This window comes from Lentzea sp. NPDC054927 (assembly GCF_053610285.1).
This window is the reverse complement of sequence record NZ_JBSGXZ010000002.1, coordinates 428,833-441,854: the sequence shown is the minus strand read 5'-3', so window position 1 is coordinate 441,854 and position 13,022 is coordinate 428,833. Positions and strand designations below refer to the sequence as shown.

General features: G+C 68.7%; 9 protein-coding genes and 1 riboswitch. Of the genes, 4 read left to right on the top strand and 5 right to left on the bottom strand.

Annotation, left to right across the window (positions count from 1 at the left end):
- Positions 1-107: 107 nt before the first annotated feature.
- From ACWGE0_RS05500 to ACWGE0_RS05490, 3 genes are all read left to right on the top strand, one after another.
- Positions 108-497 carry a hypothetical protein gene (locus ACWGE0_RS05500; RefSeq protein ID WP_452259696.1) on the top strand — a complete coding sequence of 130 codons (390 nt, stop codon included), beginning with the start codon at positions 108-110 and terminating at the stop codon, positions 495-497.
- Positions 498-546: 49 nt separating this feature from the next.
- On the top strand, positions 547-984 hold the full coding sequence (locus ACWGE0_RS05495; protein WP_452259695.1) for an SRPBCC family protein: 438 nt from the start codon (positions 547-549) through the stop codon (positions 982-984).
- Positions 985-1,064: 80 nt separating this feature from the next.
- On the top strand, positions 1,065-4,076 hold the full coding sequence (locus tag ACWGE0_RS05490) for an amidohydrolase family protein (RefSeq protein WP_452259694.1): 3,012 nt from the start codon (positions 1,065-1,067) through the stop codon (positions 4,074-4,076).
- On the opposite strand, the gene ACWGE0_RS05485 is transcribed toward ACWGE0_RS05490, so the two are convergent.
- Positions 4,073-4,978: a DUF6461 domain-containing protein gene (locus tag ACWGE0_RS05485; protein WP_452259693.1), complete on the bottom strand. Its 906-nt coding sequence runs from the start codon at positions 4,976-4,978 to the stop codon at positions 4,073-4,075. The two genes, ACWGE0_RS05490 and ACWGE0_RS05485, sit on opposite strands and share 4 nt — an antisense overlap.
- A gap of 35 nt (positions 4,979-5,013) precedes the next feature.
- The gene (locus ACWGE0_RS05480) at positions 5,014-5,241 is read right to left on the bottom strand and encodes a hypothetical protein (RefSeq protein ID WP_452259692.1); all 228 of its coding nucleotides are present in this window, start codon (positions 5,239-5,241) and stop codon (positions 5,014-5,016) included.
- Positions 5,242-5,378: 137 nt separating this feature from the next.
- Between ACWGE0_RS05480 and ACWGE0_RS05475 the strand changes: the two genes are divergently transcribed.
- Positions 5,379-6,320 carry a phosphotransferase gene (locus ACWGE0_RS05475; RefSeq protein ID WP_452259691.1) on the top strand — a complete coding sequence of 314 codons (942 nt, stop codon included), beginning with the start codon at positions 5,379-5,381 and terminating at the stop codon, positions 6,318-6,320.
- Here the strand turns inward: ACWGE0_RS05475 and ACWGE0_RS05470 are convergent.
- The 3 genes from ACWGE0_RS05470 to metH form a co-directional block, all read right to left on the bottom strand.
- Complete coding sequence (locus tag ACWGE0_RS05470) at positions 6,311-8,233, bottom strand: putative bifunctional diguanylate cyclase/phosphodiesterase (RefSeq protein ID WP_452259690.1); 1,923 nt, start codon at positions 8,231-8,233, stop codon at positions 6,311-6,313. The genes ACWGE0_RS05475 and ACWGE0_RS05470 overlap by 10 nt on opposite strands.
- Positions 8,230-9,264: a sugar ABC transporter substrate-binding protein gene (locus ACWGE0_RS05465; RefSeq protein WP_452259689.1), complete on the bottom strand. Its 1,035-nt coding sequence runs from the start codon at positions 9,262-9,264 to the stop codon at positions 8,230-8,232. The genes ACWGE0_RS05470 and ACWGE0_RS05465 overlap by 4 nt, the downstream gene beginning before the upstream one ends.
- Before the next feature lie 81 nt (positions 9,265-9,345).
- Positions 9,346-12,918 (bottom strand): methionine synthase, encoded by a 3,573-nt coding sequence (gene metH, locus ACWGE0_RS05460; protein WP_452259688.1) that lies wholly within the window; start codon positions 12,916-12,918, stop codon positions 9,346-9,348.
- A gap of 13 nt (positions 12,919-12,931) precedes the next feature.
- Positions 12,932-13,013, bottom strand: a riboswitch (S-adenosyl-L-homocysteine riboswitch).
- Positions 13,014-13,022 lie beyond the last annotated feature (9 nt).

Genomic DNA, 13,022 nt, shown 5'->3' with positions numbered 1-13,022 from the left:
GTGTTTTCGAGGCATTTCGCCATGTGCGACGCAACCGCCGGCGCGACTGCGAGTCCTCATATCAGCACCGATACGACCGCCTGACCGACGACATTAGAGTGGGCCACATGATCTTCTACACCGACGAGGAGAGCCGCACGCTGCGCACCGCCGTGTACGGCGCGATGCTGCTGGTCTCCCACGCCGACCCCGGCCCCGTGCTGGAGGAACGCTTCGCCGGCCTGCGTGCCCTGTCCCACCTCTCGCCCGACCTGCGCACCGTCCTGGGCGGCGCCCGCCCGTCCGTGCCCGCCGGCACCGACGAGGAGATCGAGCCGGTCATCCTGGAGGCCCTGCGCCGCACGATGAAGACCCTCACGGCCCGTTCGCCAGAGGACGCGGCGTCGTTCCCGCGCGCCGTGCTGGCGATCTGCCGCGAGGTGGCGGAGGCCGACGGCGTCGTGGTGGACGCCGAGGACGCGATGGTCGCCCGCATCGAGGGCGCGCTCGCCCTCTAGTGGCCGCTGCCGCTCCGCGGAGAGCCGGACGGGGGCGTAGCCTCCGTCCATGAGCGTGGACGTGCGGCCGGAGGTCGTCGTGCGGAGGCCGCGGGCCGAGGTCGCGGCCTACATGTTCGACCCCGCCCACGACCTCGCGTGGACGGGTGGAATCACCGCGTCTCGCCCTGATCAGCCCGGGTTGCTGGTGGCGGGCGCGACGGTCGTGCGGACGGCGAAGTTCCTGGGGCGGACGTTCGACTACGGCTACGTGGTGACGGCGCACGAACCGGACCGGCTGATCGAGATGAAGGTCGAGAAGCCGTTTCCGATGACCGTGCGGTACGAGCTCGAGGACGTGCCGGGCGGGACGAACGTCGCGATCCGGGCAACGGGGTCACCTGGCGGATTCTTCGCGGTCGCGGAACCGTTGATGCGCTGGCAGGTGCGGCGCAGCATACGCGCGGATTTGGGGCGTCTCAAAAGAAACGTCGAAGCGGCTCACTAGGCCGAACGGTCGATAGCGCGCGGCTCCTTCAGTGGCAGGCTGGATCTCGTAGGGGATCAACACTGGGGAGTGCCGCCGTCATGGAACTGTCGCGTCGTGAACTGCTGACTCGCACCGGCCAGGCCGCTGCCGTCGCCACCGCCGCGTCCACGCTGACCATCGGCACCGCCGAGGCGTCCGGCACCGGGGTCAAGCTGACGCAGGGCACCAACATCTCGGTGTCGCGGTCGCGGGACGGCAGGTGGCTGGCGATCGACCTCGTGACGGCGATCTGGGTGCTGCCGGCGGCGGGTGGGACGGCGCGGAAGCTGACCGACGAGCTGCAGGACGCCACGCTGCCGTCGTTCGGGCCCGGTAACCAGATCGCGTTCCAGTCCTATCGGGACGGCAACTACCACCTGTACGTGATGGGGCTCGACGGCGGTGGTCTGAGGCAGCTCACGAGCGGCAAGTTCGACCACCGCGAACCCGCGTTCTCGCCGGACGGCACGAAGATCGCGTTCGTCAGCGACCGCGCCGGGAGCTACGGCGTGCACGTGCTGGACGTGGCCACGAATGCGATCACGCAGCTCACCGGTGTGCCGGACGAGGCCGCGGCGCCGCAGTGGTCCGGGGACGGCACGCGGATCATCTTCACCGTCGGCAACACCGCGGTCGACGTGGTGTCGTTGGACGGCAAGCGCGAGCGGCTCGTGACAGGGCCGGCGGGCGCGCAGCTGTTCGGCGCCGCGTTCGGGCCGGGTGACCAGCCGAGCTACACGCTGATGCGGCCCGGCCAGGCCGATCTGATGCTGGGTGCCACGGCGGTCGTCACCGGGCAGGACGTGTTCGGGTTCGCGCCGATCTGGGACGGCGACAGCGTGTTGTACACCGCGGACGGTGCCATCCGGTTGCGCGCCAACGGGTCCACAAAGGACATCTCGTTCGAGGCGACGGTCCCGGTGCGCACGACGCGGCGGCCGCACCGCACGAAGAACCTCGTCGGCGGCGCGGTCAAGGGCATCGCGAGCCCGGTCGTGTCGCCGGACGGCAGGAAGATCGCCTTCCGGGCGTTGAACGCGATCTACCTGCTGAGCGACGGCAGGGCAAAGAAGATCACCAACGGCAAGTACTTCGACTCGGACCCGGACTTCTCGCCGGACGGCACGAAGCTGATCTACGCCAGCGACCGCACCGGCGTCGCGCAGTTGCGGGTCCGCGACCTGAACACGGGCGACGACAAGGTGTTCGCGCTGGCGCCGCACGCGCAGCTCATGCCGCGGTACTCACCGGACGGCACCAGGGTCGCCTACCTCGACCAGGACGGCCAGCTGTGGATCGCGGACCAGCAGGGCCGCCGGCAGGTCACGCCGACGCTGTTCCAGCCGGGCCGGCCGACCTGGTCGAAGGACGGGAACACGGTCGCGCTCGCCGCGGTGAAGCCGTTCTCGCGCCGGTTTCGCGAGGGCACCAGCCAGGTCCTGAGCGTCGACCTGGTCAGCGGCGAGCTGAAGTACACCGAGCCCATGCCGTTCCGTTCGATCGCGACGCGCGGTGACGACGGCCCGGTGTGGTCGCCGGACGGCAAGCACATCGCGTTCGTCGTGGAGAGCGTCGCGTGGGTCGTTCCGGTGGACGCCAAGGGGACCTTCCTCGGTGAACCCCGCCAGGTCACCCGCGAGTTCACCGACTCGCTGGCATGGCAGGGCAACGACGCGTTGGTGTACCTGAACAACGGCAGGCTGCGAAGGTCCACACTGGACGGCAGGCCCACGACGATCCGGCACGACCTGAGCTGGCGCAGGCCGCAGGCGCCGGAGCGCAAGGTGATCCGCGTCGGCGCCTACTGGGACGGTGAGGCGCACGAGCTCAAGCGCGACGTCGACATCGTCGTGGAGAACGGCGCGGTCAAGGAGATCCGGCCGCAGCACGGCCGCGCCGACGTCGACGCCTCTGGCCTGACCGCCATCCCCGGCCTGATCGACGCGCACAACCACTGGCACCTGCGCGGCCGGCAGTGGGGTGCGCGCCAGGGCCTGGTGTGGCTGGCCTATGGCATCACCACGGTCCGTTCGCCCGGCGACCCGGTCTACCAGATGGTCGAGACCCGCGAGGCGCTCGCCGCCGGATCCCTTGTCGGACCACGGTTCTACGCCACCGGCGAAGCCGTCGACGGTTCCCGCGTCTACTACAACTTCATGCGCCCGACGCTCAGCAGGGCCCAGCTCGACCTCGAACTGCGCCGCGCCCACGAGCTCGACTACGACATGATCAAGACCTACGTGCGCCTGCCGGTAGAACTGCAACGCGCGGCCGTGCAACGATCACAGGTCCCGCTGTCCTCGCACTACCTGTACCCGGCCGCCAACATCGGCATGGACGGCATGGAACACGTCGGCGCCACCAACCGCCTCGGCTACTCCCACACCATCACCCGCCAGGGCCGCGCGTACCAGGACGTGGTCGCGCTCTTCACCAGCTCCGGCATGTCGATGACACCGACGCTGTTCCACTCACGAGCCTTGTACGACAAGGACAAGTCGCTCGCCACCGACGAACGCACCCGCGTGCTCTACCCGCCGTGGGAGTACGAGCGGAACCTCGCCGACGCCAACAACCAGGGCACCCCGGCCGCCACTTCGTCCCGCGCCATCCTGCGCGGCTGGGTCGAGTTCGCCCTGAAGGTCCACCGCGCCGGCGGCTTCGTCATTTGCGGCACCGACGCGCCACTCGACAGCCCCGCCATCGCCACGCACATGAACCTGCGCGCACTCGTCGAATACGGCTTCACCCCACGGGAAGCGCTCATCACCGCGACCCGCAACCCGGCGAAGTGGCTGGGCCTGCCCCTCGGCACGATCCGCGCAGGAGCACCCGCGGACATCGCGTTCGTCGAGGGCGACCCGCTCACCGACATCAAGGCGGCGGCGAACGTCAAGCAGGTCATGGTCGCAGGCCGGCTCCACCGCGTCCCGGACCTGCTGGAGCCGTACCGCGGCGAGCAACCGACCTTCGGCGCCTACGCCGCGGACCTGCCGGCCCTGCCGTCAGCCGAGAACAAGCACTGGTGGCACGAACCGGAGTGGGCGGAACGCGTCTGCTGCGACCACTAGGCGAGATCTGACCTGAACGCGAAGGCCAGTTCCTGGACCAGCCAGCCGAAGCGGTGACCACGTGCGCGCTCCTGGTCGCTCATCCGGCCACGTGCACTGTTGAGCGACCAGCTTGCACGTCGTTGCAGCGTGGACCACTCGCGAACGTGTTGTCCCAGCTCGCTTTCCGGCGTCACGACGACGTGCTTGCCACGCCGGGCCGCCGCCAGCGTCTCGACCAGACCGGGCGTCCGCGCCAGGTCCAGTTCCGCGATGATCTCCTCCGCGGTGTGCTCCGAGGGGGAACCGGATGGGCTCTTGCGGCTGAACCACGGGTCGAAGTGCATGCTCGGCAACGGCGCGACGAGCTGGTCGAACGTCGGCGAGACCCCGGTGATCAGCTCGGCCAGCCGCAGCGCCCGGCCGTGGGGTTCGTCGTCGTACTCGCCATCGTCGTCCTCGTCGTCCACGGGGTCGAACCCGACCTGGCGCATCAGATCGAGCAGCCGGCCGGTGTCCTCGCCGTAGTACGCGGGCGGGTAGTGCAGGTTGAAGCCGCCGACGTTCGTGCCGTCCACGGCGTGGTCGAAACTCGACGTCGCATAGTCGTGCCGTGACAGCGAAACAGCCTCAGTACCCCGGGACAACGGCTCGGCCAGGAGCCCCAGCCAGAAACTGTTCGGCTGGACCAGCACCGTCCACTCACCGAGTGTCAGCGCGGCCACCACCTCCGGGTAGCCGTGGTCGAAGTCGTGCAGCTCGGCGATCTGGTCCGGGGTGCGCTCTGCCAAGGTGTCCGCGAGGCCGCCGACGCGGCGCATGGCTTCCAGTGGTTCGACGTCGCGGACGAACGCGAGCGAGAAGATCTCGCCCAGGAACCGTTCTTCGCCCGCGTTGGCGTCCGCCCAGGAATGGTCGTGCATGTGATCCCCCAAGATCAGTCTGATCGCGTACGAGCCTAGTGCGGCGGCCACCCGAGCACGCCGAACTGGTGGCCGTTCAGATAAGCAGCGAGATAGTCGATCACGTCGTCGGGAAGTGCGTCGAACGAGAACCACCGCACGCCGGAACACTTCTCGGGCTTGCGGTTAGCTGGCTCGCCGGTCCAGCGCCGCGCCTCGAAGAACAGCCCGAGCCGCGGTTCCGGCCCAGACCCGTTGACGTGCAGCGTGTGCACATGAACCACGGGTGGTTCGGATCGCGCCGCCGGATGAGGAACACCTGGTCGTCCCGCACGAGCAGCACGTGGACGTCGATCAGGTGGCGCGTCGGCCCACCGTAAATGATCTGCACACACCACAGGGGTCGTGACACGATCGTGCCATGACGGAATTCGCGACCCCCGAACAGCTCGCCCACCGCACCAACGCCGCCAAAGAAGCCGCGGTGGCAGCGGGTCGCGAACTAGGCCTCCACATCACCGAAGGCAAGGTCCTCTACGAACTCTTCTCCGTGGTGGTGCACCTGAGCCCGTCGCCGGTGGTGGCCCGCATCCCGACCGTCCTCCCACACACGACCACGCTGCAAGACCTCGCCAAGCGCCAGCAGCAGGAGCTGGACGTGGCGCAGTGGCTGCACGACCAGGGCACCCCGGTCATCCCGCCGAGCCCGCTGCTGGAGCGCGAACCCGTCCAGAAGAACGGCTTCTCCATGACCTTCTGGCCGTTCACCGACGAGGACAAGACCAACATCCCGGACTACGTCAAGAACTCCGAACTCACCGCGGACCTGCACAAGGCCCTGAAGAACTACCCCGGAGAGCTCGACTTCCTGTCCTCGGCGGAACCGCGGTTCGTGACAGAGGCCCTCGACAGGCTCGAGAACAGCCCGGACATCGTCGACCCGCAGGACCTCGCCAGGGCCAAGCAGGAATGGCAGGTCCTCGAACCGCTCGTCAGCGACGAAAGCGCGTTCCGGAAGGCGTTTCCGAACGTCGACCTGCAGCCCATCCACGGCGACTCGCCGCCCGCGAACATCTTCGCGGGCACGAACGGCCCGTTGTTCTCCGACTTCGAGCTCATCACGCGCGGCCCGGTCGAGTGGGACCTCGGCGGCCTCGGCCTGGAGCTCCAAGCCGCCTACGACCGCGGCGCCGCCCGCAACGACCTGAGGCCGCTCGACAAGGACGTCCTCAGGTTCGTCAACTCGGTCGGTGCGATCCGGGTGATCGCGTACCTGTCGTGCGCGGACCAGTTGCCCGCCATGGTCGAGTTCATGAAGCCGTTCATCGACCAGTGGCGGGACACCGATCCGTACTACGCGTGAGCCGCCGCGCGATCTCCCAGCCAGGCGACGATTTCCTCGGCGGGCAACGGCTCGCTGAGGAAATATCCCTGGACCACGTCACAACCGGCCTCGGCCAACGCGGTCCAGGTGTCCTGGTCCTCCACGCCCTCGGCCACGGCCTGCAAACCGAAGTTGCGGGCCAGGGCGACGAGAGCGTGCACGATCGCGCTGTCGCCGGCGTCGGTGCACATGTGCGTGACGAACGACCGGTCGAGCTTCATCTCGTGCACCCGCATGCTGCGCAGGTACGAGATCGACGAGTAGCCGGTGCCGAAGTCGTCGATGGACAGCCGCACGCCGAGTTCGGTCAGGCCGCGCAGCACCTCCACCGCGCGGTCCGGGTCCGAGATGATCGCGGACTCGGTGATCTCCAGCGTCAGCAACCGCGCGGGCAGCCCGTGGCGCTTGATCAGATCGGCCACGTCGCCGGGGAACTCCGTGTGGTGCAGGCAGGCCGCGCCCACGTTCACCGACACCGGAACCTCCCAGCCCGCGTCCGACCACGCGCGGCACTGGCGCAGCGCGGCGTCGATGACGTAACGGGTGAGCGGCTCGATGAGGCCGTTCTCCTCGGCGATCGGGATGAACTCGTCGGGACGCACGAGCCCGCGGGTCGGGTGCTGCCAGCGAGCCAGCGCCTCGACGCCGCACACCGCGCCCGTGTCGGCCAGGGCCTTGGGCTGGTAGTGCAGGAACAGCTCGCCGCGGTCGATCGCGTGCCGCAGCTCGGTCACCGCGGTCAGATGCGCCGCACCGCGTTCGTGCAGGCGTGCGTCGTACACGGCCACACCGGACTTCTCACGCTTTGCCGCGTACATCGCGATGTCCGCGTGCCGCAGCAGTTCGTGGCCGTCGCCCGAGTCGGACGGGCACAGCGCCACACCGACGCTGCCCGCGATCTCCAGCTCCAGCCCCTCCAGCGTCACCGGCATGGCCAGGGCCTGCAGGATCTTCTCCGCGACCATGCTCGCGTTCTCCGCCGAGCCGACGCCGGGCAGCAGCACGGCGAACTCGTCGCCGCCCAGCCGCGCCACCAGGTCGGTGTCGCGCACCGCCCACGACAGGCGGTTCGCCACCTGGCGCAGCAGCAGGTCGCCGGTGTGGTGCCCGAGGGAGTCGTTGACCTCCTTGAACCTGTCGAGGTCCACGATCAGCAACGCCAGCGGCTCGTCCTTCTTGCGCGCCTTCTCGACGGCCTGTTCCATCCGCCGCGCGAGCAGCGTCCGGTTGGCCAGCCCCGTCAGCGCGTCGTGGTGGGCCTCGTGCTCGTTCTTCGCGGCCTGGCGCAGGATCTTGCGGCGGTGTCCCAGCAGGACCATGCCGAACAGCCCCACCAGGAACGCGTCCAGCACGAACGCCACGATCTGGGCGACCCGCAGCTGCGCGTTCTTCTCGTCGGCCGCGCTCAGGTACTCGGTGGTGTCGAGCCGCTGGGCGCCGATCGTCGAGGAGATCTGGCGGCGCAACGACGAGTGCGCGAGCCCGGCCTGGTCGGCCTGCAACGGGTCCTGGCCGGCGATGACCTTGCGCAGGATGTCCGTGGTCTGGTCGTAGAGGGGCAACAACCGGGTCGCGACCGCCACGTCGTTCGGCTGGCCCTGCGTGCGCAGCCACTCGAGCTCATCGCGCGCGGAACCGACCGAGTTCTCCAACGGCTCGATGGTCTGCTCGGTGCGTGCGACCTGGATGTCGCGTAAAGCGTTGTCGGCGACGTTGATGTGTTCCAGCACGCGGCTCCACCGCTCACTGGAGTTGTTGAGCGCGCGGACGTGCGCGGTCGTCGCCTGCGCGCTGACGCTGCTCCACAGCGCCAGACCCGCGAGGGCGAGCAGCCCGAGCGTCAGCCCCACCGTGGCCACGCGTGCGGTGGCCCGGCCTTCCCAAAAGCTCACCGTGCCTGCTCCAACGGTCGCACCCAGCTCGCCGGATCCTCGACGAAGCTGTCGATCTGAGGCTGGAAGAAGTCCTTGCGCGCCTTCTCCGACTCCTGCCGGTGCAGGATCTGCTCGAGGTTCGCGGTGGTCACCGTCAGCCCCGGCGTCTCGACCCAGCCCTCGGGCAGTGCCGCCGCACCTGTCGCGTGCCGGGCGAGCAACCAGCCCGCCACGGCGCCCTTGAGGTAGTGCTCCGGGGAGATCGTCGCCACCATCGCGCCGTCCCGCACCGCCTGCAACGTTCTCGGGTCGACCCCGAAACCGCCCACCAGCCACTTCGCCGACCTCTCGGTCCGTATCGCGGCGAGGTTGACCCCGTCGCAGTCGCCCGTTCCAACGAACGCCAGGGCGTTCGGGTTCGCTGCCACCAATCGCTGCCACGCGTCGCGATTCGCTTCGTCATCACGTTGCGTGTCGAACGGGCCCAGCACCAATACCCTCGGTAGCTTCTCGGCGAATCGACCCCGCAGTCCGTCGGCCCGGTCGTCGAATCCGGCGAGTCCCGGCGCGGTGTTTCCCACCACCACTGTTCCGGTCGCGTCCGGGGGCAATCGGCGCATCAACTCGTCAGCCAGCTTTTCGCCGAGTTCGTAGTTGTCGTTACCGATGTGCAGTTTCACCTTGGAACTCGTGGCGAGTCGCATGTCCACACCGACGACGGCGACGTGCTGGGTCAACGCTTCACCGATCGACGGTGCCATCAGCGCCGGTTCGGACGTGGCGACGGCGATTCCACCTTTCGCCGCCATCGTCAAATCCCTGAACAACTCGACTTCCTTGTGCCCGTCCTGCCCGGGCGGGCCCGTGACGGTCGCGCTGACACCACCGATGCGGCCGACGCCTTCGTGAAAACCGCTGGTCATCTCCTGTGCGAACGAACCGCCCGTGCGCTTGACCACGAAACCCACGTGCGGCAGCGCCTCCGACTTCGCGGCACCACCACACCCGGATAACAGCACCAGACCCAGCAGGAGGGCCGCAGCTCGCATGGCGGCCGATGCTACATCGCTTGGTGCCAAATCGGGATAACGCCCACCAATACCGGGAAGCGCTTTCACGTTGTGGAAGTGTCAGGCGGGTTCGTAACCCAGGTTCGGGCGCAGCCACTGCTCGACCTCGGCCACCGGCTTGCCGTACCGGCGGGCGTAGTCCACGACCTGGTCACGGCCGAGCCTCCCGACGGTGAAGTACTTCGCCTCCGGGTGCTGGAAGATCAGGCCGCTCACGCTGGCCGCCGGGTTCATCGCGAACGACTCCGTGAGGGAGACGCCGATTTCCTCCGCGCCGAGCAGATCGAACAACTCGCGTTTCACCGCGTGGTCAGGGCAGGCCGGGTAGCCCAGCGCCGGCCGGATGCCGCGGAACTTCTCGGCGTGCAGGTCAGCGAGCTGCGGCTCGGCCTCCGGCTCGAACCAGTCGCGCCGCGCCCGCAGGTGGATCCACTCGGCGAACGCCTCGGCGAGCCGGTCTGCCAGCGCCTTCACCATGATCGCGCGGTAGTCGTCGTTCTCGGCCTCGTACTTCGCCGCCAGCTTCTCGGCGCCGAGGATCGTCACCGCGAAGCCACCGAGGTGGTCGCCCTCCGGCGCCACGTAGTCCGACAGGCACCGGTTCGGGCGCGACAGCGGCTTCTGGGTCTGCTGGCGCAGCATCGGAATCAGCACGCCGTTGTCGAGCTGGATGTCGTCACCGGAGGAATGCGCAGGCCAGTAGCCGTAGACGCCCCTGGCGGTGAACAAGTCACCTGCGACGATTTCGTCAAGCAACGCAATCGCGTCGTCATAGAGCTCGCGCGCGACCGGCTGTTCGAGGATCGCCGGGAACTTGCCTTTGAGTTCCCAGGCGAGGAACAGGAACGTCCAGTCGATGAACTCGCGCAGTTCGGCGAGCGTCGGAGTCATCACGCGAGTTCCGGTGAATGCCGGAGTCGGCAATTCGGAGAAATCAACCTTCTCCGAGTTCGCCCGCGCGGCTTCGAGCTTGAGCAACGGCACCGACTTGCGGTTCTCGTGCTGCTCACGCAGTCGTGCCTGCTCGGCGCGGTTCGCGATGTTCAGCTCGTGGCCGCGCCGGTCGTCCAGCAGGTCGGACACGACGCCGACGACCCGTGACGCGTCGAGCACGTGGATGACCGGCTCGTCGTAGACCGGTGCGATCTTCACGGCCGTGTGCTGGCGGGAGGTGGTGGCGCCACCGATCAGCAACGGCAGCTTCATGCCGCGCCGCTGCATCTCCTCGGCGACCGAGACCATCTCGTCCAGCGACGGCGTGATCAGCCCGGACAGGCCGATGACATCGGCGTGCTCGCGGATCGCGGTGTCGAGGATCTTGGCGGCCGGGACCATCACGCCGAGGTCGATCACCTCGTAGTTGTTGCAGCCCAGGACGACGCCGACGATGTTCTTGCCGATGTCGTGCACGTCGCCCTTGACCGTGGCGAGCACGACCTTGCCGTTGCCGCCGGCCGTCGCCTTCGGCTCGTTCGCCATGAACGGCTCGAGGTACGCGACCGCGCGCTTCATCACGCGGGCGCTCTTCACGACCTGGGGCAGGAACATCTTGCCCGCGCCGAACAGGTCGCCGACGATCTTCATGCCGTCCATCAGCGGGCCCTCGATCACGTCCAGCGGACGCGGCAGGGCCTGCCGGGCTTCCTCGGTGTCGTCTTCGATGAAGTCGACGACGCCGTGCAGGATCGCGTGTTCGAGGCGCTTGCCGACCGGGGCCTCGCGCCAGCTCAGGTCCACGACGCGCTTCGTGCCGGGACCCCTGACCGTCTCGGCGTGCGTGACGAGCCGGTCGGTGGCGTCCTCGCGGCGGTCGAAGATGACGTCCTCGACCAGTTCCAGCAGGTCGGAGGGGATGTCCTGGTAGACGACGAGCTGGCCCGCGTTGACGATGCCCATGTCCAGGCCGGCCTTGACGGCGTGGAACAGGAACGCCGAGTGCATGGCCTCGCGGACGACGTCGTTGCCGCGGAAGGAGAACGACAGGTTCGAGATGCCGCCGCTGATGCGGACGCCCGGACATCGCCGCTTGATCAGCGGCAGGGCGTCGATGAACGCCTTGGCGTAGCCGTTGTGCTCCTCGATGCCGGTCGCGACGGCGAGCACGTTCGGGTCGAAGATGATGTCCTCGGCCGGGAACCCCGCCTGCTGGGTCAGCAGGTCGTAGGCGCGGCCGCAGATCTCGACCTTGCGCTCGGTCGTGTCGGCCTGACCCTGCTCGTCGAACGCCATCACGACGACACCGGCGCCGTAGTCGCGGATCGTGCGGGCCTGCTCGAGGAACGGGCCCTCGCCCTCCTTGAGGCTGATCGAGTTGACCACGCCCTTGCCCTGCACGCACCGCAGCCCGGCCTGCAGCACGGTCCAGCGGGAGCTGTCGATCATCACCGGGATGCGGGCGATCTCCGGCTCGGTCGCGATCAGGTTCAGGAACGTCGTCATCGCCTGCTCGCCGTCGAGCAGGTCGGCGTCCATGTTGACGTCCAGCAGGTTCGCGCCGCCGCGGACCTGGTCCAGCGCGACCGCGAGCGCCGCCTGGTGGTCGTCTGCCTCGATCAGGCGGCGGAACTTCGCCGAACCGGTGACGTTGGTGCGCTCGCCGATCATCACGAAGCCGGTGTCCGGGCCGATCTCGAACGTCTCCAGGCCGCTGAACCTGGTGGTGTCGCGGGGTTGCACGACCGTGCGCGGTGCCGTGCCGCGGACGCTGTCGGCGATCGCCTTGATGTGCGCGGGGGTGGTGCCGCAGCAGCCGCCGACGATGTTCACGATGCCGTTGCCCGCGAAGTCCTTCAGCAGGGCAGCGGTCTCGTCCGGCGTCTCGTCGTAGCCGCCGAACGCGTTGGGCAGCCCGGCGTTGGGGTGGCAGGCGACGTAGGTGTCCGCGAGCCGCGCCAGGTCGGCGACGTGCGGGCGCATCTCCTCGGCGCCCAGCGAGCAGTTGACGCCGACGACCAGCGGCTTCGAGTGCGCGATCGAATCCCAGAACGCCTCGACGGTCTGGCCGGACAGCGTGCGGCCGGACAGGTCGACGATCGTCACCGAGATCCACAGCGGGAGGTCGGGCGCCACCTCGCGGGCCGCGGTGATGGCGGCCTTGGCGTTGAGGGTGTCGAAGATCGTCTCGATCAGGAGCAGGTCGACGCCGCCTTCGTGCAGCGCCGCGATCTGTTCCGCGTAGGAGGCCTTGACCTGCTCGAACGTGACCGCGCGGAAGGCCGGGTCCTCGACCTTGGGGGACAGGCTGAGGGTGACGTTGAGGGGGCCGACCGAGCCCGCGACGAACCGGCCGCCGAACTCGTCCGCCGCCTGGCGGGCCAGCCGGGCGCCCGCGATGTTCATGTCGCGCACGCGGTGTTCGAGGCCGTAGTCGGCCTGGCCGATCGACGTGGCGGTGAAGGTGTTGGTGGTCGTGATGTCCGCGCCCGCCGCCAGGTACTGCCGGTGCACGTCGAGCACCAGGTCCGGGCGCGTGAGGTTGAGCAGGTCCGGGTCTCCCGCGACGTCCAGGTGGTGGTCGCCGAACTCCGTGCCGTAGTAGTCGGAGGGGGCGAGCTTCGCCTGCTGGAACATCGTGCCCCAGGCGCCGTCCAGCACCGCGATCCGCTGGTTCAGCAGGGACTTGAGACCATCCACGCGCGCTCCCGAAATGTCGGAAGCGCCCTTGCACGTGGTGGAACGACGCCGAGCGTGGCAGGCGACCATGGCCCGTTGCAGCGCTTCTCGGCCTCGCCTTTCAG

Bases quoted from the DNA above. Each gene is read 5' to 3' on its own strand.
- ACWGE0_RS05500 (WP_452259696.1), top strand. From the start codon at position 108: ATGATCTTCTACACCGACGAGGAGAGCCGCACGCTGCGCACCGCCGTG.
- ACWGE0_RS05495 (WP_452259695.1), top strand. From the start codon at position 547: ATGAGCGTGGACGTGCGGCCGGAGGTCGTCGTGCGGAGGCCGCGGGCC.
- ACWGE0_RS05490 (WP_452259694.1), top strand. From the start codon at position 1,065: ATGGAACTGTCGCGTCGTGAACTGCTGACTCGCACCGGCCAGGCCGCT.
- ACWGE0_RS05485 (WP_452259693.1), bottom strand. From the start codon at position 4,978: ATGCACGACCATTCCTGGGCGGACGCCAACGCGGGCGAAGAACGGTTC.
- ACWGE0_RS05475 (WP_452259691.1), top strand. From the start codon at position 5,379: ATGACGGAATTCGCGACCCCCGAACAGCTCGCCCACCGCACCAACGCC.
- ACWGE0_RS05465 (WP_452259689.1), bottom strand. From the start codon at position 9,264: ATGCGAGCTGCGGCCCTCCTGCTGGGTCTGGTGCTGTTATCCGGGTGT.